This window comes from Bartonella sp. MR100HLJHH (assembly GCF_042194215.1).
Taxonomy (GTDB): domain Bacteria; phylum Pseudomonadota; class Alphaproteobacteria; order Rhizobiales; family Rhizobiaceae; genus Bartonella; species Bartonella grahamii.
This window is the reverse complement of sequence record NZ_JBHIMR010000008.1, coordinates 1-20,067: the sequence shown is the minus strand read 5'-3', so window position 1 is coordinate 20,067 and position 20,067 is coordinate 1. Positions and strand designations below refer to the sequence as shown.

Genomic DNA, 20,067 nt, shown 5'->3' with positions numbered 1-20,067 from the left:
TTTTTGTAATAACAGTGGAAAATAAATCGTGTAATTCTATATAGGGTGTATTCTAATAATAACAATCATAAGTTGTACAATATTCATGTTTTTTATATGGCTAATATTTTTTTATGTGCTCTTAAGCAATTGTCATTAGCTATTCGCGTAAAAGGCGTTTATAAAAAAGTTTTTTATTTCAATATTTGGGTAAAATTATGAATATCGTTATCGTTGAATCTCCAGCAAAAGCAAAAACAATTAATAAATATCTTGGGTCTCAATACAAAGTTGTCGCATCATTTGGACATGTTCGTGATTTACCTGCAAAAGATGGTTCTGTTTTACCGGATCAAGATTTTTCTATGAAATGGGATATAGATTCTTCTGCCGCTAAACGTTTAAATGAAATAGCAAAAGCCGTTAAAGAAGCCGATAGCCTTATATTAGCAACAGACCCTGATCGTGAAGGGGAAGCTATTTCATGGCATATTCTGGATGTTCTTCGTCAAAAAAAAGTTTTAAAAGATAAACCTATTAAAAGAGTTGTCTTCAATGCCATCACCAAAAAGTCTGTGCTTGATGCTATGAACAATCCACGTGATATTGATACATCACTTGTAGATGCTTATCTTGCACGTCGCGCACTTGATTATCTCGTTGGTTTTACACTTTCACCTGTTTTATGGCGGAAACTCCCTGGTGCACGTTCAGCAGGACGCGTTCAATCGGTTGCTTTGCGTATTATTTGTGATCGTGAATCAGAAATAGAACATTTTATCAAAGAAGATTATTGGTCCGTTACAACACAGTTAAAAACCATCCGAAATGATAGTTTCCAAGCAAGATTGACAATGTTTAATCAAAGAAAAATAGGCAAGCTTGATATTCAATCTCAAGAACAAGCAGACCAAATTCGCTTTATGTTGGAGAAAGCCCAATATCATACACTCAGTGTTGAAGCAAAACCTACAAAGAGAAATCCTCTTCCTCCATTTACAACCTCCACACTACAACAAGCAGCTTCTTCAAAATTAGGATTTTCAGCTTCTCGCACTATGCAAATTGCCCAAAAGCTTTATGAAGGCATTGAAATTAATGGTGAAACGGCAGGGCTTATTACTTATATGCGTACCGATGGTGTGCAAATAGCACCAGAGGCTATTGATTCAGCACGAAAAGTTATTCATGAAACTTTCGGTAAAGACTATATTCCTGAAAAACCACGTTTTTATTCAACAAAGGCAAAAAATGCACAGGAAGCACACGAAGCGATCCGTCCAACAGATTTTCAACGCAATCCTAGTCAAGTCCGTAATTTTCTTGATAGCGATCAAGCAAAGCTCTATGAGCTGATATGGAAGCGTGCTATTGCCAGCCAAATGCGTTCTGCTGAAATTGAACGCACAACTGTTGAAATTGAAGCACAGCAAGGAGAAAACCGTGCAAATCTACGAGCAACAGGATCTGTTATTCGCTTTGATGGCTTTATTTCCGTCTACACCGATCAACGAGACGAAGAAAATAATGAAGAAAATGAAACAACACGTTTACCACAAATAAACACTGGTGAAGCACTTACAAAAGAAAAAGTTGAATCTGTACAGCATACCACAGAGCCCCCTTCTCGTTATTCTGAAGCTTCATTAATTAAAAAGCTTGAGGAGTTAGGAATTGGTCGTCCTTCAACTTATGCCTCCACATTGGCGACATTGTGTGACCGTGGATATATTGTAATTGATAAACGAAAGCTTATTCCCGATGCTAAGGGACGTATTGTTACGGCCTTTCTTGAAAATTTTTTTAATCGCTATGTAGAATATGGTTTCACAGCAGATCTTGAAGAAAAGCTGGATCTTATCTCTGATGGAAAACTTTCTTGGAAAGACGTATTGCGAGATTTTTGGGATGGATTTAATGCATCTATTAGCAATATCCAAGAACTCCGTATAACCAATGTTCTTGATGTTTTAAATGTAACATTAGCACCTCTCGCCTTTCCTAAACGTGAAGATGGAAGTGATGTGCGTTCCTGTCCTCTTTGTAAAAATGGTCAATTATCATTAAAACTCGGTCGTTATGGTGCTTTTGTTGGCTGTTCTAATTATCCCGAATGTAAGTACACACGCCAACTCGGTACAGATACTGGAGAAGAGAATGAAGCTGTGCGCAATGATGAACCTGTTATCCTTGGTATTGACCCTGAAACAGGAAAAGATATCTCTCTTCGTAATGGTCGGTTTGGTCCCTATATTCAACTTGGTGAAAGCAAAGAAGTTAAGCGTGCAGGACTACCAAAAGAATGGCAGGCAGAAAACGTAACCCTTGATAAAGCCTTGGCCTTACTATCCCTTCCCCGTGAAATTGGCATTCATCCTGAAACTGGAAAAACAATCACAGCTACGATTGGACGATATGGTCCCTATCTTAGCCATAACGGAAAATCTGCGCGCCTTCTTCATACAGATGAAGTTTTTGATATTGGTATCAATCGCGCTGTTACAGTATTGGCAGAGCAACAAGAAAACAAAACCAAGCAAAGCAGAACAACACCTGCAGCATTGGCAACATTAGGAGAGCATCCCGAAGGAGGAACCATTACCGTGCGCAACGGGCGTTATGGTCCTTATGTTAATTGGGGTAAAATTAATGCAACATTGCCAAAAGATAAAGATCCCATTAGTGTAACACTGCCAGAGGCATTAGAACTTATATCGGCTAAAGCATCGAGTAAAAAAACAACTTCAAAAAGAGCTTCTTCTAAAACAAAAGCAAAAATAAAAGAGACATAAATTTTGGCTAAAGGTGAAAAAAACATAAAATATCTCTCTTCATTCAAGGGGAAAAATTTTCCCGATAAGGAAGAAATCCTTTTCTTTATAAATGAGAATCCTAACCACTCAAGTAAACGAGAAATCGCCAAAGCTTTTAACTTAAAAGGCGATTCCCGTATTTGGCTTAGAGATATATTACGTGAGTTAAAGGATCAAAATCCTATCTCTAAACAACGCAAAAGAGCAATAAACAAAGGAAAATTACCTCCTGTTACTTTAGTAAAAATTAGCGGACGTGATAAAGATGGGAGTTTTATTGCACAACCTCTTGAATGGGAAGATTCTCCAAAGCCCAATATTGAAATACACTCTTTTCATCACATAAAAGGAAGTAGCATTGGTGTTGGAGATCATATTCTTGTAAAAGTTTTTCGAAATAAAAATTCTGAAAGCTCAAGCCCCCCTTATATGGGACGAATTATTCGTAAAATTGATGTATCTCCCAAAAGCGCATTTGCTGTTGTACGAAAATTTGAAAATAATCAATGGCGCCTTGATCCTATAGACCGCAAAACCAGTGAACTCATTGTTGAAATGTCTCCAGAAATGAAGATTGAAATTGGTGATCTCGTTGAAGTCGAAATTAAAAAAAATACTGGTTACGGATTAAAGAGCGCAAAAATAAAGAATGTTTTAGGGCATATTAAGAGTGAAAAAACACTCTCAATGATAGCGCTTCTTTCGAAAGGAATTCCTTATATTTTTCCTGAAAGTGTTCTTGAGCAAGTCAAACATATCAAAGCTGCCAATATGGATAATCGTGAAGATTGGCGACAATTACCATTTATTACAATTGATCCACCAGATGCAAAAGACCATGATGATGCAGTTTATGCAACCAAGGATAAGGACCCAGCAAATAATGATGGTTGGATTATTATTGTGGCCATTGCAGATGTTTCTTACTATATCAAAACAGGAAGCGCATTAGATAAAGAAGCATTGAAACGCGGAAATTCTGTTTATTTTCCCGATACCGTTGTGCCAATGTTACCTGAACGCCTTTCTCATGATTTATGTTCTCTGCGTGAAGGAAAAGAAAGACCAGCTTTAGCCGTTCGTATGATTTTTGATGCAAACGGTAATAAACGAAAACATAGTTTTCATCGTACTATGATTCGTGTAAGAGCCAAACTTTCTTATCAAGAAGTACAATTGGCAATTGAAGGGAATATAAATGAAAAAACAGCCGCTCTTTTTGAGAGCATTTTGCAACCCTTATGGGAAGCCTATGCATGCCTTAAAGCTGCGCGAAATCGTCGCCAACCACTAGAGTTAGAAATTGCAGAAAAAAAGATTATTCTTGATCAAAATGGATGCATAAAAGATGTTGTGAGTGAAACACAATTAGAAGCTCATCGTTTAATTGAAGAGTTTATGATACAAGCCAATATTGCAGCTTCTGAAACATTAAAACAACATCACCAGCCCCTCATTTATCGTATTCATGAAAAACCTTCTCTTGCTAAGCAAGAAATACTTCGGAGCTTTCTTCAAAGTTTGGGGATACCACTCTCCCGCGGAAGCGAACTTACCTCAGCGCGCCTTAATAGCATTCTGGCAAAAGTGACGAATACACCACAAAAAGAATTGATCAACCAAGTTATTCTGCGCTCACAATCTCAAGCTGAGTATAATCCAAAAAATATCGGCCACTTTGGTTTAAACCTACATAACTATACACATTTTACATCCCCCATCCGTCGTTATGCTGATCTTATTATTCATCGAGCACTCATTAAAACGCTGAAATTAGGAAATGATCAATTAACAGATACACAAGAACAAAATCTTGCAGAAATTGCTACGCAAATTTCTTTATACGAGCGCCGTGCAATGATGGCTGAAAGGGAAACTATTGATCGGCTTGTTGCTCACTATTTAACGAATAAAATCGGCCGTATTTTTACAGGTCGCATTTCCGGAGTGACAAAAGCAGGTCTTTTTATCTCACTTGATAAACTCAATACAGATGGTTTTGTCCATATTTCTACACTTAAAAATGATTATTATCATTTTGATGAAGCACAACATGTTCTTGTAGGACAGCGTAGCCATAAAGGCTATCAGCTCAGTGATGTTGTAGAAGTAAAACTTATAACGGTACAACCTTTTGCTGGCGCTTTATGCTTTGAACTCTTAACAAAACCTCGTCCAATAAAATTTTCACCGACATCCTACCATAAAAACAAATTAAAAAAACAAAAGCATACCTTTTATGGGAAAAGAAAAAATTAAGCTTCTTGTCCTCCATTAAATAGAATATGAATAATAAAAAATAATAACTTCAAGTTAAGAAATGACTTATATAATATTTATATTATATAACGTGTACAATCTTCTTTTTTTAGTATACAAGAGGATGAATTTTATTGTTATCTCTATAATAACCACATAAAAATCTTGCAGTTTTTTATACTCAGGGAATGAGAAAAACTGCAAAGAATAGTTTGGTCTCCCTTTCATTTCAGCTCATCTTTTTATTGTTTAAATCAACAAAAGTACCTTAAGCCATTCTCATGAAAAAAAAGCTTTTGACTCTCAAAACAATTCTTTGCGTGCAATTATTGTAGCTATTGTAACTATTGGCACCGTTGGAACAGCATTGGGAATAGGAACACAACTTGTCTCTCTCTCTTCTTATGGCAGAGAAAGGTATTTCCAATAGTATGATCGGCTATAGTGGAACTGTTGGTGGATTTGCCACAATTGTTGCAGCTATTTTTACTTCTCGAATCGCCTTATGCTTAGGCATTTCTAAAACGATATTATTTATGATGGCCATAGGATCTTTAAGTTTTTTAGGATTCTATTTTTTTGAATCCATATGGATTTAGTTCATTTTAAGGTTTATATTACATTTTACTATGACAGTTATGTTTATCCTATCAGAGTTTTGGATCAACAGTTATGCTCCCCCTAAAAGACGTGGTTTTGTTCTTTCCATTTATGCTATTGTCCTAGGATTAGGGTTTGCGGTAGGTCCAATGCTATTAGCAAAAGTGGGAACACAAGGTTTTATTCCTTTTGCTGTTGGTTATAGTCTTATTATATTGGCTGCTATCCCAATTCTTGCCGCTTGAAATTAAGTCCAGAATTTCAAAAAAGCCAATATACACCATTTTTTCGTTATCTTTTTCACGTTCCAAGCGCAATGATGGCAGTACTTGTTTACGGTGCTATTCAAATGGGCGCATTAACTCTTATTACACCCTTTAGTTTATCCATTGGTTATAATGAGAATGAAGCAGCACACTTTATGGCAACCCTTGTGCTCGGAAATGTTTTCCTCTTAATTCCTATCAGCATTAGGAGTATATAAGCGATTATGCCAAAGATCGACGCTATCCGCTGATAAGTTGCGCTATCTTAGGTTTTTTGGGAACTTTCATGGTACCATGGATCATTCAATATCCATGGATTCTGATGCTTGATCTGTTCCTTCTTGGTGGTGTATCAGCGAGCCTTTATACAATCGGCCTTGCACATCTAGGGGCACGTCTCAAGGGACAAGAACTAGCTACTGCTAATTCTGCTTTTATTTTTTGCTATAGAATTGGTATGCTTATCGGGCCGACCTTTATCGGAAAATCCATGGATATCTTTAATCCTTTCGGTTTTTCAATAGCTATGGCTGTTTTTTTAGTTTATATATCACTTTGGTGTTTGTCCAACTTATGAGAAAATTAATCAGCTCTTGACTTTTTTGAGAACATCCGTAGTGTTGCTGGAGAATCTGATGACATCAGAAATAGGTTTTGATAGCAAAATAATATTTTTTCAGTATAAATAGGGTTCTTACATTATGGCTAAAGCAGCAACCATTAAGATCAAGCTTTTATCAACTGCAGATACCGGTTTTTTCTATGTAACAAAGAAAAACAGCCGTACAATGACAGATAAAATGAGCAAGCGTAAATATGATCCAGTTGTAAAAAAGCACGTTGAATTTAAAGAAACAAAAATTAAATAAATAGATGTTATACTCCAAAAGAAATGTGGGGATATTGCTCTTCAAAGTTATTTTTTGAGGGGCGTTTTTTTGTTTCCTTAAGTTTAAAAAGTTTACTTTAAAATTTGTATGTTTTGTACGGTTTTGAATAAGTTGATTTATTATTTAAGTTGCTTACATATATTCTACATGAATATTTGATTATTGTGATATCTAACGAAAATTTTGTCATTAAAACGAAACATTGTTTCGTCATATGAATAAAATTTCTCGGACGAATTATAAGCAATACTAAAATAGAGTGCGTTATAATAATGTTAGCAGTTTCTTGGTTTCATGAAAAAAAATTCTCATTTTAATCTAAGAAGCTTAAAAAAAATCACTGGTTTCAATATTTTTGTTGCAGCTAGCATTCTTGTTTTTATGTCAATTTATTTTAAGCAGAATCAGCCGTTGCCTCAAAAAGAAAAATTTTCTTCTCAAAACTCTGTTAAAGGAAATGCAGTAATCATTGATGGCGATTCTATCATGATTTCTTCAATTAAGATTCGACTGGTTGGAATTGATGCTCCTGAACTCCACCAATTTTGTGGAAAAAAGAAGGAACGCTACCCTTGTGGACTTGAGGCTAAAAAATATTTAGAACAACTACTAGACAATCAAACTGTTACATGTCACTGGCATAAAATAGATCAATACCGTCGTGTTCTTGCAACATGTAAAACAAAACAAGTTAGCAATATCAATGCAACGCTTGTACATAATGGTTGGGCTGTAAGTTATTATGAATACCCTAAAGAAGAACAAGAAGCTAGAAAGAAAAAAAAAGGAATATGGGCATCAAGTTTTCAACGACCGCGAGAATGGCGCAAAACAAATCCTCGCACTGAATAAGAAAAATATTTTTTAATTTCATTGACCAATGAAACGATGTAAACAGATTATCAAACTTGAAAAAAAATCTATTCCTGTCGTGTTTGTATCCAACAACCACATTATTTTCCTCCTCTTCCTCACGAACCAAATCCCGTCGTTTATTTATCCGATACGGCTTCGATTGCAATTGCAGGACAAGCACCAGGATTGCGTGTCCATGAAACTTCTATCCCTTTTAATGATCACTCTGGCAAAAGGCTGCGTGATTGGCTGGGGGTAACGAAAGAAGAATTTTATAACAAATCTCTTTTTGCTATTGTTCCTATGGGATTTTGTTTTCCAGGTTATGACAACAATAAAGCTGATTTACCACCAAGGCGTGAATGTCGAGAAATATGGCATGAAAAGATATTCCAAGCGATGCCTCAAATAAAGCTTGTTCTTGCTATTGGCAGTTATGCGCAAAAGTGGCATATTACAGAATTAAAACATAAAACTGTTTCAGCAACCGTTAGTGATTGGAGAAATATTCTTTCCATCCCCCAACCTCAAGGCTATAATGTTATGCCTTTGCCTCATCCATCATGGCGAAATACTTCTTGGTTACAGAAAAACCCATGGTTTAACGATGAGCTTATTGTATATCTGCGTCGTTTAGTGCGTAAATTTTTATAAATTAAAATATTGAGAAAAAATATGGATCGTCTTGACCGAAAAATTTTACATCTTTTGCAAGAAAATGCGACACTTTCTGTTGCTGATATTGCTAAAAAAGTGGGACTTTCGACCACTCCTTGCTGGCGTAGAATTCAAAAACTTGAAGAAGATGGTGTCATTCAGCGTCGTGTTGCCGTTCTTTCTCCAGAAAAAGTAAATGCGCATGTCACTGTTTTTGTGTCTATTCGCACAAACACACATAGCCATGAATGGTTTAAGCGTTTTTCAAAAATTGTGCAAGAATTCCGTGAAGTCATAGAATTTTATCGAATGAGCGGAGATATTGACTATTTATTGCGTGTTGTTGTGCCCAATATTGAAGCTTATGATCTTTTTTATAAAAAATTAATTTCTAAAATTGACATCCGTGATGTCTCATCTTCTTTCGCAATGGAACAGATTAAATATACAACGGAACTTCCACTTAATTATATTAAATTACACGACAAGACGCATGAACAAAACTCTTAAGAGTTTTTTATATCGTCTCATTATCTTTTAGGCATTCAAACTTTCTTGTTAAAAAACCACCGTTTGTGCATGTGTTAAAACAGCAGCTTTGACAATACCAGCTGCCATAGCTGCTCCTGTCCCTTCACCAAGACGCATCCCCAAATCAAGAAGTGGTTCTTTGCCAATTTTTTTTAAAAGTTTACGATGAGCTGCCTCAGAAGAAACATGTCCAACAAGGGTATGATCAAGAGCTTTTGGATGCATTTTATAAAGGACCGCAGCAGCTGCTGTTGCCACAAAACCGTCTAAAATCACGGGTATTTTTTCTATTCTTGCTGCTAAAATAGCACCAACCATAGCAGCAATTTCACGTCCTCCTAAGCGACGCATTATCTCAAAAGGATCATTAAAATAATCCTTATGCAAAGAAATAGCTGTATTAACCGCTGCGATTTTACGCTGATAAAAATCACCTTCTGATTCCTTACCATTTTCTGTCCATTCTTCCACTTCTCCTCCAAACAATGCTAAGCATAAAGCTGAAGCTATTGTTGTGTTTCCAATTCCCATTTCTCCAATACATAAAAGATCTGTCCCACCCGCAATGGATTCCATTCCAAATGCCATTGTAGCAGCTGCACTCCGCTCATCCATTGCAGCATCCTTCGTAATATTCATTGTTGGATATTCCAATGCTAAATCAAATATTTTTAATCCAAGATCATAAGCAATACAAATTTGATTAATAGCAGCTCCACCAGATGCAAAATTTTGCACCATCTTTTGTGTCATCGATTGTGGAAATGGTGTAACATTTTCTTCTACTATACCATGGTTTCCAGAAAAAATAGCGACCAAAGGTCGCGTTACGATAGGTTTTTCTGTGCCCCTCCATCCCGCATACCAAACAGCAATATCTCCCAGTTTTCCCAATGTTCCTTGCTCTTTTGTTAAGTTTTTTTGCCGTTTTTTTGCCAAGATTATAGAAAACTCATCAGCAACAGGTAAATTTGTAAGCAAAGCACGAAAATCATCAAATGGACTAGCGGTCATAAGGATACCTTTTAAAATCTACAATGTTTATGAAAATCACGTCATATATACAGGATATGAATAATTTATTGTTTTTTTAAACAGTGCTTAAAAAACGTTAAATATTATGAAAGCAATGATTTCTATTTTCTAATCAAATAACGAACATGAAAGATTTAAAATATTATCAATATGTTATTACTATTTTTACATTATGCTCTTAACCTATTTCTCTATTAAATAGGAGCAATCAGCATGTTGTTTAATATATAAATTCTAACATTCCTTCTATAACAAAAGTTGCAAATTTTCAGAAACTTATAAAATCGAAGGGATCAAAATGATCATAAAGAAATCAAAACACAAAGGATCTCAATTTTAACATATGTTAATTGTCAGGCTGTTATTAAATGAGAGCATAAAAAGCTTCTTTTAAAATACATATATCTGCATTTGGTTTTGTTGCGTCATTTGATAATATTTGCCTCCATCGACGTGCCCCACCCCGCCCATGAAATAAACCAATCATGTGACGCGTCACATGAGAAAGCCGCCCTCCCGATGCAATATGTCGAGCCGCATAATCACACATAACCTCAATAAGATCACTCTCACTCAGATTATTTTGCGCCTCATCATAGAGTTCAAAATCAATATGTTTTAACAAAGCTGGATCATGATAAACTTGGCGACCAAGCATGACAGCATCACAGAAAGTTAAGTGTTCTTTGATCTCATCAATCGATTTAATTCCACCATTTATCCCAATGAATTTATGAGGATATTTACGTTTTAATTTATAAACCCTTTCATAATTAAGGGGCGGAATATTGCGATTTTCTTTCGGACTCAATCCTTGTAGCCATGCCTTGCGTGCATGTATCCAGAGCGCATCACATCCAGCATTCCAAACCTGATTAGCCAAAAGATCTAACGCTAACTCTTCATCTTGTTCGTCCACTCCAATCCGACATTTGACAGTTACTGGTATAGTAACCTCTCGTTTCATCGCTTCCACGGCATTTGCCACAATGTCTGGATGTAGCATCAAACAAGCCCCAAAGACACCAGCTTGAACACGATTTGATGGGCAACCGACATTGAGATTTATTTCGTTGTAGCCAAAATCTTCAGCAATTCGTGCAGCTTCTGCTAACTTTTTCGGATCTGCCCCCCCTAATTGTAATGCAACTGGGCGTTCTTTATCGCTAAAAGCCAACAATTGTTTGCGAACACCATGAATGACAGAATCTGCTACCATCATTTCCGTATAAAGGAGTGCTTTTTTCGTTAAAAGACGATAAAAAAACCTGCAATGTCGGTCTGTCCAATCCAACATTGGTGCTACTGCAAATTTTACAGGCGATGGAAGGTTGTAAAATATCATGAGGGTATTACTCTCATATCCCTATAGCTCTCTCTCTTTATACATAGAAAAATACTTACTTTTAGTTTACGGAAATTTTTATTCCCTTATACTATCATGAGTATAATAACAGCCCATTATATTCAATTGATATAAAGGTTTACTACAATCAATCATGATAAAACACAATATGGCATTTCTCATAGATTAGTGTTCAGGTATATAAACATGAAAAAATTTTTCACTATAATATAAAAAACTCATTTACAATTTCTTCTTACGCTCATCAAGCCTCTATCCTTACATGATTTAGCACAGCGTTTAAGATAATAAACGATAAACTAAAACATTGTACAATTTTTCATAATAGATTTAATTTTCTTTAGATTTTTTAACTTATTGTGCAAATAAATGCTACAGAAGGTACTTTTATTTTCTCCTCAAGAAAGAACAAAAATCCTTATTCTACACGAATCTAATTATAAATCAGTTTTTCTCAATGAGTAATTCTTGGTAATATTCTTCGATTTCACTTTATAAGATAGATAAAGTTGATCCTAAATATTCTATCTAATTTTGCCATTTTATGATTCTTGCAAAAAAAAACTAAAATTAGGGTATAGACAATCATTGTCTTTTTAATATGTATGACTGACACCAGTATCTCTTGAAGAGAAATATTTTACAATATTGCAGATAAAATCTGTAAAATGAAATGATCATAAACGTTGTTCAATCTCTTGTTGGCTTTGCATATAGGAAGAAAGAATGTCAACCTCTTGTTCATTAAATAGGAGACCAAGTTTTGAACGACGCCATAACACATCTTCACATGCTTTAGCCCATTCTTTTTCCATCAACCATTTTACTTCTACTTCATAAAGCCCATGTCCAAAATCTTTTCCTCTATTTGCCTCACCATGTTCAAATATCACTAATGCTTCCGTACCATAGGAGCGTGCAAGCCTGCGATGTGTAAAAGCATCTAAATCTGGCATCAAAAGAGCAATCTTATTTTCGATTATATCTAATTGATTATAGGGAAAATCACCCCCTGGAAGTACTGTTTTAGCTGTCCATGATGCTCCCTTTTTACCAAGCGCTTTTTCAACAAATTTCATCGCATCTTCAGCCAACTTACGATAAGTTGTAATCTTTCCTCCGTAAAGATTAAGAATCTTTGGTGTTGTTCCTGTTCCCATTTCTTTTAAAACATAATCGCGCGTAATTTCTTGTGCTTTTGAAGCTCCATCATCATAGAGTGGACGAACTCCAGAGTAAGACCAGACAATTGTTTCAGGTAACACTGGTTGTATGAAATATTCACTGGCTGCTGCACAAATGTAATCAATTTCTGTATCAGTAATATGAACGTCAGCCGGATCTCCTTGATAATTACAATCTGTTGTTCCAAGCAAGGTAAATTCTTCTTGATACGGAATAGCAAATATAATACGCCCATCACCATTTTGAAAAATATAAGCACGATCATGAGTATAAAGCTTGGGAACCAAAATATGAGAACCTCTAACAAGTCGTACTGGTGGATGTTCTTTACAGTCTAATATGTTTGCTAAAACATGATCAATCCAAGGTCCTGTCATATTCGCGACATAAGAAGCTGTGACACTATATTCTTTACTACTTAACTTGTCTTGAAGAACGATACGCCATTTATTGCCTTCTTTTTTTAAAGAGAGAACTTCTGTTCGTACTTTTATATCAGCTCCCCACTTTTCTGCATCACGAGCATTGCCAATAACTAAACGCGCATCGTCTACTCTTGCATCAGAATATTCAAAACCTCTCTGATATTCTTTCTTCAGTGTAGAGCAAAATTTTTTTGAAAAATTAATCGTTTTACTGCGCCACAATTTCTGATTCCAATTCCCTAAATAATCATAAATAAAAAGTCCAAAACGCAACATCCAAGCAGGACGCAATTCTTTATGATAGGGAAGAAGAAAACGCAAAGGACGCACAATATGTGGAGCCATACGTAAAATGATCTCGCGTTCTTTCAATGCTTCACGAACAAGTTTGAACTCATAGTGTTCAAGATAACGAAGCCCACCATGAATAAGCTTTGTTGACGCACTTGAGGTCCCAGATGCAAGATCGTTCATTTCAGCCAATCCCACTTTAAATCCGCGTCCTGCTGCATCTCTTGCCAATCCACACCCGTTTATCCCTCCCCCAATGATAAACAGCTCATAATGTGTTGTGGTTTTCATAATTTCACTTTTCATTATTTAATTTTGTTTCTCAGTACTCAATAAAGCAATAGGAAAAAATAATACAAGTGTTCTTCATTGTATTATCAACGTACTTTTTCCTAAAATAAACACGCACAAAAAGCTTTTGATACCCTTACACATCAAAACAACATTTGACAAATTAAAGAGAATTTTTTTATCTTTTACAAAAAATAATCCTTGCCAAGCCAAGGTTCATCATATGAAGTCTTTTTAGAGAAAAATTGATGTTTTTTCTCATTCTTAAATACACACTATAGCTAAATGCTTTATTGCACATAGATAACGCTTTTCATATAGTTCACTCAATGACACACTAGGAAATATGAAGGTATACAGATGACTCATCACTCTCAAAATTCGAAAATAACACCTCTTTCAAAAATTTTAGTCCCAGTTATGTCGAGTATTTTAATCTTTTTACCTTCTTTATCAAACGCAACATCACACTCAAAAACAGCAAATCATTTAAGCTTAGAAAAGCTTAAAACACAACTTTTGGAAGATTCTAGCTTTTTATCTAAGCTTAAAGAAAAAATGATACCACATACTGATTCTCATCATATTCAACAAATTGTCAGAGAGTACCTTCTTACTCATCCAGAAGTTCTGATTGAAATGCAGCTTATTCTTCAAGATAAGCTGGAAAAACAGAACGAATACGAAAACAAAATACAAACTTCTGTCATCCATTTATTAGAAAAAGAAATTTTTCATTCTCCTCATGACGCCGTTTTGGGAAACCCAAATGGTAAAAAAGTGCTTGTCAATTTTTTTGATTACAACTGTGGATATTGTAAAAGTTCCTATTCACATATAGAAGACTTGATAAAAGAATATCCAGATTTAAAGGTTATTATCAAAGATTTACCAATTTTAAGCTCTGATTCTATGGCAGCCCATACTGTTGCCTACGTATTTCGAAAACAATTTCCAGAGAAATATCCTCAGTTTCACAAAACGCTTTTAATGTATCATGGCCGCGCAAATGAAGCTAAAGCTATTAAAGTAGCTGTTTCATTAGGAGCAGATGAAAAAAAACTACGTAATGCAATAAAAGATTCCACTCTACAAAACGCTTTTAAAGAAAATATCCAAATTGCCTCTAAACTTCATATTACGGGAACACCTTCTTACATTATTGGTAATAAAATATTCATTGGCGCAGCCAGACAAGATACTCTAAAACAAGCGATAGACAATACACGGTGAATACCTGATCAGTTTTAGGAAGAATACTGTAAATGAGGTAATTTTATGCTTTCTCTTTTTTGATAACAGGCTTATAAGTGCAATTTTGCGTAAAGCAGATACGAATTTTAAATTGCAAAGTATAATGATTTAAAGGAAATAAAAATCTTTAAAGCCTCAAAAGATATCATCCCTAATCTAGAGATATGCAGTCATAAAATGAGATAATGACGATCTTCATTGATCAAGGAGTTAGAAATAAAATGGCAACAAAAAAAATGGATTCGGTAAAAACTGCAATTGATACGAAAATTATTCGTGATCTTGCTGAAATTTTGAATGATACCAATTTAACGAACATTGAAGTTGAACAAGGGGAGCTTCGTATTTGTGTCTCACGTCAAAATACCTTAACTTCTTCTGAGCAAGCCATCTATGCTCCTGTTTCTACTCCTACTTTTTCTGTAACATCTTCTCCAGTCCCAACAACTGAATCTCCTATACAATCTATCCAAGAAGATAAATCAAAAAACACAATAACCTCTCCGATGGTTGGAACAGCTTATCTTGCACCTTCACCAGGCGCGCAACCTTTTGTAGAAGTAGGACAAAATGTTTCTGAAGGGGAGACATTACTTATTATTGAAGCCATGAAAACAATGAATCAAATTTCATCACCACGCTCAGGCACGGTAACCACTGTTCTTGTCAAAGATGGCCAACCTGTTGAATTTGGTGAACCACTTATTATTGTTGAATAAAGCGAGGGGCAACCATGATTCGAAAAATACTCATTGCTAATCGGGGAGAAATTGCTCTTCGCGTTTTGCGTGCATGTAAAGAACTTGGCATAAAAACCGTGGCTGTTCACTCTACCGCTGATGCAGATGCAATGCATGTTCGTCTTGCTGACGAAAGCGTTTGTATTGGACCTCCTCCTGCTCGCGATTCTTATTTGAGTATTCAGCAAATTATTGCTGCTTGTGAAATTACAGGAGCTGATGCTGTTCATCCAGGTTATGGCTTTCTTTCTGAAAATGCAAAATTTGCAGATGTTCTAGAAGCCCATGATATTACATTCATCGGTCCAACAGCTACTCATATCCGAATCATGGGCGATAAAATCGAAGCAAAGAAAACCGCTAAAAAACTTGGTATTCCTGTAGTTCCCGGTTCAGATGGAGCAGTCACTGAAGAATCAGATGCTTTACGCACTGCTCGTGAAATTGGTTATCCAGTTATTATCAAAGCTTCTGCCGGTGGTGGTGGACGTGGTATGAAAGTCGTTCATTCTGAACAAGAATTTTCTATAGCTCTCAAAACAACGCGTTCAGAAGCGAAAGCTGCTTTTGGTGATGACGCTGTTTACATAGAGAAATATTTAGAAAAACCCCGTCATATTGAAATTCAAGTCATAGGTGATGGTGCGGGAAATGCTATTCATTTAGGAGAACGCGATTGTTCACTTCAACGACGGCATCAAAAAGTATGGGAAGAAGCTACATCACCTGCACTTAACGAATCTGAACGGAAAAAAATTGGCAGTATTGTTGCAAATGCCTGTGCCCAACTTGGATATCGTGGAGCTGGTACTGTTGAATTTCTTTATGAAAATGGTGAATTTTATTTTATTGAAATGAATACGCGTTTACAAGTCGAACATCCTGTAACTGAAGAAATTACGGGTATAGATTTAGTCCATGAACAAATCCATATTGCATCAGGCTGCAAGCTTTCAGTGACACAAGATGATGTCTGTTTTTCTGGTCATGCCATTGAATGCCGTATTAATGCAGAAGATCCTATTAACTTTACGCCATCACCTGGAACCATTACACATTTTCATACACCTGGAGGTTTAGGGATTCGTGTTGATTCAGGTGCTTATTCAGGTTATCGTATCCCTCCTTATTATGATAGTATGATTGGAAAGCTGATTGTTCATGGACGTACCCGTTTAGAATGTATGATGCGTTTACGGCGTGCTTTAGATGAATTTGTCGTCGATGGGATAAAAACTACACTACCTCTTTTTCGCGATCTTATTAATAATCAAGATGTTGCTGATGGTAATTATAATATTCACTGGCTAGAAAAATACCTTGCTCATCAATCAAAGTCTTCAGATTCGTAATTCGATAGCAAAATGGTGAATTCCTATAAAAGATTCTATAAGATATCAACATAAGGATAATTCCAACCTTGCTGTAAAAAGTGGTAAAAGAGGAAATAGATTGGTTATTTTTTATTTGTTATACAGTTTTCTTTTAATATGTACAAAATTTGATAATTTTCTGTTTTCCTTTTTGCGAGTTTGTGCTAACTCCTACGTGGTTACGCCCTTATAGCTCAGTTGGTAGAGCACCTGATTTGTAATCAGGGGGTCGGGAGTTCGAGTCTCTCTGGGGGCACCATTTTACATCTTCAACATATTGAAATATATAGATTTTTTCTTTAAATAGCCATTTTCAGACCACCTTTTAGACCACCTTCTACAGTTTATATAATTTTACCTAATTTGTTCTTATTTGCTCCTTATTTTTCTTTGGAGTGAAGGCTAAGATCTCTTTTTTTCTCCATCTCACTGCTCTCCCTAGCTTATATGGCTCCGGAAACACCCCCTGAAGCACCCAATTGCGAATCGTTGTTGTGGATACACTAAAAAGCTGTGCACACTCACGTGTCGTTACATATCTATCTCCATCATCAAATATCATCTCATTACCTTTCTCTTTTTTATGTTAATTAAATGGGTGGGGGTGCTTAAGCAAGAGGAGAAGGAGAGAGCACCCCCATAGGTTTAAGCAGCTTTTGCCAAAATCTTTTGCATCTCTTGTTCTATTTCCCCTAAAAAGATTTCGACCGCTTTATTAATCTCTTCAATGTGTTTCTCATCACGGAGGACGCGTTTGACTTTCATTCTCAAACCAGTAGATTTGCCTACAAAGTTTGGATTATAGCTAATGAAATCACACCACTTTCGTCCTGTACAAGCCATTTGGAATTGCATTTGTGCGATATATTCAGGCTTGATTTCGTCATACATAAAAAAACGAAGATGAGTCGTTGATTGTGGACATTTGACTTCGATTAAACCGTCCTCTCCAATCAACCCATCAGGACTTGCCCCCGCCATTTTCATTTTTGGGTGGGGGATAAACCCGCATCTTGTGACTTCTGCGTCATAAATGAATTCATATTCTCTTAAGGCATTCTCTTCATATGCAATGCCCCATTGCATAGCAGGTGTTGTATAAGATTGGCTTATTTCTTCTATTAAGCGTTCTGTCATGAGTTTCGTTTTGTAGTCTTCATATTTGTTTGTAGGCAAACCTTTTGCTGTCTTACTGAGTACGTTGTAAACGTTTGAAGCAGTGACTTTTCCTAGCCTTGCTTGAAACCATTCTGCTGTTCTTTGCTCCATCTCACACCGCCGTTTGTTGTTGAGTTGGTGCATATTCAATATCTTGTATAGGTGCATCTAATTGCTCTTGTTGTGCTTTTTTCATTTGTGAACGTTGCTTTTTTTTCAAAGAAAACAAAGCGATTTGAGCTTGTTTATAAGACATATCTGTTAGATTTTTTGCTCCTACGAAAGAGATAAGCTTACTTTCTTCAGATTGTGTTTTTTTAATTAATTCTTTGATTTCATTCATTTGTTCAGGAGAGATACCTGAAAGAAGCGTGTTGCCATCTGTATCGTCTTCTTTTCTTGCGACATTAAGAAGCATGCCTAAGAGATATCTACGTGCGTAGGTGAGAGTAGAACCAACCGCTTGTATGTTATTTTTGCTCCCTGTAGCATCAAAAGGAAAGGTTCCTTCTGTTGATATTTCATTGCCCGATATATGCTTTAAAGTCATTTCTACAGTTATGTCATTTGAACTCTGGTCTTTGATACGAGAGAACAAGGCAAAGTGATATTTTGCAAGAGTTTCTTTGATTGAATCAATATATTTATCAAGCGTGGTATAGAGGCTTTTAGTATGTGTATTAATGGCGTTTTGTTCGATATCTTTGTATTCCATTTGCATAGCAGAAAGATCACGGACAAAGTTTTGGCGCTCTTGTCGTTTTATCTCTTGTTCTCGCAATTCAAGAAGACGCTTGAGACGATCCAGATCAACATCATTGTCTAAAGCTCTTTCTAAAATAAGCTCCATAGCTGTAGGTTTGATTTCACAATCGTTCATTTTTTCCACTAATTCCGTTTGTGTGGTACTTAGTTCACTCATCTTGATTTCCTCCATTGCGCGCAATTCCCCCGTGGCGTGAATCACGCATGTTTTAAAAGTTAGTTGGTTGTTACAATCCTGTTTCTAGAGACTGTGTGATATTGACCACCTCCCCGTCTGAAAAGACGAGGAAATGAAATCTTTTTTAAAACTAAGCGGCTTTCGTAACAGATTTTTCTAAGACCTGTTTTGCTTCTTTAATGAGGGCTTTATATTTTCTGTTTTCTTCATCCACTCTGAAGGCATCAATAAGACGCATATGAATTGGACCCAAAAGATACAAAACTTTTTCACCAGCGTTCATTCCCTCCCAATAGCTTGGCAAATCAAAACGGGTATCACGATCATAATCAACAGATTGGTTTCTTAGTTTTTTCTCACATTCAATAAAGTAACGACGTGCCTGTCGTCCTTTCTTATTACGTTCAACCATAGAAAGCTCTTTCGCCATATCTAAGGTGAGATGATATTCTACTGCTATAGCATTGTTCGCTTCCATTTTTTTGTGGAAGCGAATAAAATCTTGCCTTTCAAGAAAAGAATAAGCAATGATGCGTTTTTTTATCCAAGTAGAGAAATCTTGTTTGCTTTCCAAAAATGCATGCAATTCACGCGCATTAACGGTTTGAACTGTTTCCTGATCAATTGTTTGTTCTGTAATTTTAATAAGAGTGTTCATAATGAACTCCTATGCAGTGAGATATTTTTCATTGACATCCAATAAAGGATGCCGGGTGCTGAAAAACACGGTGCATAGTCCGTCGTTACGCTTTCCCCATAAAGAGTATTGTATAGCGTAACTACACCCGACAAAGTCATTATATGCGTGTAACATACAACGAGTCAAAGCCTTTAATGTGCGGAAAATAAACTGTTTCGGCAATTCATCCGCTATGCATTTAAGGTGTTTTTCAAGCACCTGATTCGACAATAGACATACTGATATTATTTTGTCAATTAAAAAGTTTGAAAATTGACGCAAATAAATCATATCGATTTTATCAGTAAATTCGTATTTTTTTTGCATGGTTACATCCCTTAATTAATGCATGCTTTGTCTTTTAAGCTCTTGAGACAGCACACCAATTCCTTTTGCTGTGATTTTTGCGCAAGGAATGACCTTTTCTATTCCACTTGCGGTTTGAAGTGTGATGGTTGGACAATCCATAAGTTTCTT

19 protein-coding genes, 1 tRNA gene and 1 pseudogene are annotated in these 20,067 nt (G+C 36.0%); 14 read left to right on the top strand and 7 right to left on the bottom strand.

Annotated elements, in window-relative coordinates:
• The first annotated feature begins 197 nt into the window (after positions 1-197).
• The 10 genes and pseudogenes from topA to ACFIJ7_RS05920 all read left to right on the top strand — a co-directional run bounded on the left by topA (position 198) and on the right by ACFIJ7_RS05920 (position 8,829).
• Positions 198-2,771 (top strand): type I DNA topoisomerase, encoded by a 2,574-nt coding sequence (gene topA, locus ACFIJ7_RS05965; RefSeq protein ID WP_375644809.1) that lies wholly within the window; start codon positions 198-200, stop codon positions 2,769-2,771.
• Between the two features lie 3 nt (positions 2,772-2,774).
• A complete protein-coding gene (rnr, locus tag ACFIJ7_RS05960; RefSeq protein WP_375636076.1) occupies positions 2,775-5,051 on the top strand; it encodes a ribonuclease R in 2,277 nt (758 codons plus the stop codon).
• A 386-nt stretch (positions 5,052-5,437) separates the two neighbouring features.
• Positions 5,438-5,650, top strand: coding sequence for a hypothetical protein (locus ACFIJ7_RS05955; protein WP_375636075.1), 213 nt, complete (start codon positions 5,438-5,440; stop codon positions 5,648-5,650).
• Between the two features lie 30 nt (positions 5,651-5,680).
• Positions 5,681-5,896 carry a hypothetical protein gene (locus ACFIJ7_RS05950; protein ID WP_375636074.1) on the top strand — a complete coding sequence of 72 codons (216 nt, stop codon included), beginning with the start codon at positions 5,681-5,683 and terminating at the stop codon, positions 5,894-5,896.
• Positions 5,893-6,135: a hypothetical protein gene (locus ACFIJ7_RS05945; protein ID WP_375636073.1), complete on the top strand. Its 243-nt coding sequence runs from the start codon at positions 5,893-5,895 to the stop codon at positions 6,133-6,135. Before ACFIJ7_RS05950 ends, ACFIJ7_RS05945 begins: the two co-directional genes overlap by 4 nt.
• 68 nt (positions 6,136-6,203) lie before the next feature.
• A complete protein-coding gene (locus ACFIJ7_RS05940; protein ID WP_375636072.1) occupies positions 6,204-6,494 on the top strand; it encodes a hypothetical protein in 291 nt (96 codons plus the stop codon).
• Positions 6,495-6,618: 124 nt separating this feature from the next.
• A complete protein-coding gene (rpmG, locus tag ACFIJ7_RS05935) occupies positions 6,619-6,786 on the top strand; it encodes a 50S ribosomal protein L33 (protein WP_004864083.1) in 168 nt (55 codons plus the stop codon).
• A 315-nt stretch (positions 6,787-7,101) separates the two neighbouring features.
• Positions 7,102-7,659 carry a thermonuclease family protein gene (locus ACFIJ7_RS05930; protein WP_375636071.1) on the top strand — a complete coding sequence of 186 codons (558 nt, stop codon included), beginning with the start codon at positions 7,102-7,104 and terminating at the stop codon, positions 7,657-7,659.
• A 28-nt stretch (positions 7,660-7,687) separates the two neighbouring features.
• A pseudogene (locus ACFIJ7_RS05925) lies at positions 7,688-8,316 on the top strand (uracil-DNA glycosylase family protein).
• Positions 8,317-8,337: 21 nt separating this feature from the next.
• Entirely contained in the window at positions 8,338-8,829 is a 492-nt protein-coding gene (locus ACFIJ7_RS05920) for an Lrp/AsnC family transcriptional regulator (protein WP_015856433.1), read from the top strand.
• A gap of 48 nt (positions 8,830-8,877) precedes the next feature.
• On the opposite strand, the gene cobT is transcribed toward ACFIJ7_RS05920, so the two are convergent.
• From cobT to glpD, 3 genes are all read right to left on the bottom strand, one after another.
• Positions 8,878-9,864 carry a nicotinate-nucleotide--dimethylbenzimidazole phosphoribosyltransferase gene (cobT, locus tag ACFIJ7_RS05915; RefSeq protein WP_375636070.1) on the bottom strand — a complete coding sequence of 329 codons (987 nt, stop codon included), beginning with the start codon at positions 9,862-9,864 and terminating at the stop codon, positions 8,878-8,880.
• Between the two features lie 385 nt (positions 9,865-10,249).
• Positions 10,250-11,230, bottom strand: coding sequence for a tRNA dihydrouridine(20/20a) synthase DusA (dusA, locus tag ACFIJ7_RS05910; RefSeq protein WP_375644808.1), 981 nt, complete (start codon positions 11,228-11,230; stop codon positions 10,250-10,252).
• Between the two features lie 698 nt (positions 11,231-11,928).
• On the bottom strand, positions 11,929-13,458 hold the full coding sequence (glpD, locus tag ACFIJ7_RS05905) for a glycerol-3-phosphate dehydrogenase (protein WP_375636068.1): 1,530 nt from the start codon (positions 13,456-13,458) through the stop codon (positions 11,929-11,931).
• Positions 13,459-13,803: 345 nt separating this feature from the next.
• Here glpD and ACFIJ7_RS05900 point away from each other — a divergent pair, with 345 nt between their 5' ends.
• The 4 genes from ACFIJ7_RS05900 (at position 13,804) to ACFIJ7_RS05885 (ending at position 17,069) form a co-directional block, all read left to right on the top strand.
• Positions 13,804-14,676, top strand: coding sequence for a DsbA family protein (locus ACFIJ7_RS05900; protein WP_375636067.1), 873 nt, complete (start codon positions 13,804-13,806; stop codon positions 14,674-14,676).
• A 242-nt stretch (positions 14,677-14,918) separates the two neighbouring features.
• Entirely contained in the window at positions 14,919-15,416 is a 498-nt protein-coding gene (gene accB / locus ACFIJ7_RS05895) for an acetyl-CoA carboxylase biotin carboxyl carrier protein (protein WP_375636066.1), read from the top strand.
• 14 nt (positions 15,417-15,430) lie between these two features.
• Positions 15,431-16,789 carry an acetyl-CoA carboxylase biotin carboxylase subunit gene (accC, locus tag ACFIJ7_RS05890; RefSeq protein WP_375636065.1) on the top strand — a complete coding sequence of 453 codons (1,359 nt, stop codon included), beginning with the start codon at positions 15,431-15,433 and terminating at the stop codon, positions 16,787-16,789.
• A 204-nt stretch (positions 16,790-16,993) separates the two neighbouring features.
• Positions 16,994-17,069: transfer RNA gene (locus ACFIJ7_RS05885), tRNA-Thr, on the top strand.
• A 99-nt stretch (positions 17,070-17,168) separates the two neighbouring features.
• On the opposite strand, the gene ACFIJ7_RS05880 is transcribed toward ACFIJ7_RS05885, so the two are convergent.
• The 4 genes from ACFIJ7_RS05880 to ACFIJ7_RS05865 form a co-directional block, all read right to left on the bottom strand.
• Positions 17,169-17,372, bottom strand: a complete 204-nt coding sequence (locus ACFIJ7_RS05880) for an AlpA family transcriptional regulator (protein WP_015856272.1) — start codon at positions 17,370-17,372, stop codon at positions 17,169-17,171.
• Positions 17,373-17,455: 83 nt separating this feature from the next.
• Positions 17,456-18,079, bottom strand: coding sequence for a lambda exonuclease family protein (locus ACFIJ7_RS05875; protein ID WP_375644807.1), 624 nt, complete (start codon positions 18,077-18,079; stop codon positions 17,456-17,458).
• Position 18,080: 1 nt separating this feature from the next.
• Complete coding sequence (locus ACFIJ7_RS05870; RefSeq protein WP_375644806.1) at positions 18,081-18,890, bottom strand: ERF family protein; 810 nt, start codon at positions 18,888-18,890, stop codon at positions 18,081-18,083.
• Between the two features lie 151 nt (positions 18,891-19,041).
• Positions 19,042-19,569, bottom strand: coding sequence for an antA/AntB antirepressor family protein (locus tag ACFIJ7_RS05865; protein WP_375614004.1), 528 nt, complete (start codon positions 19,567-19,569; stop codon positions 19,042-19,044).
• Positions 19,570-20,067 lie beyond the last annotated feature (498 nt).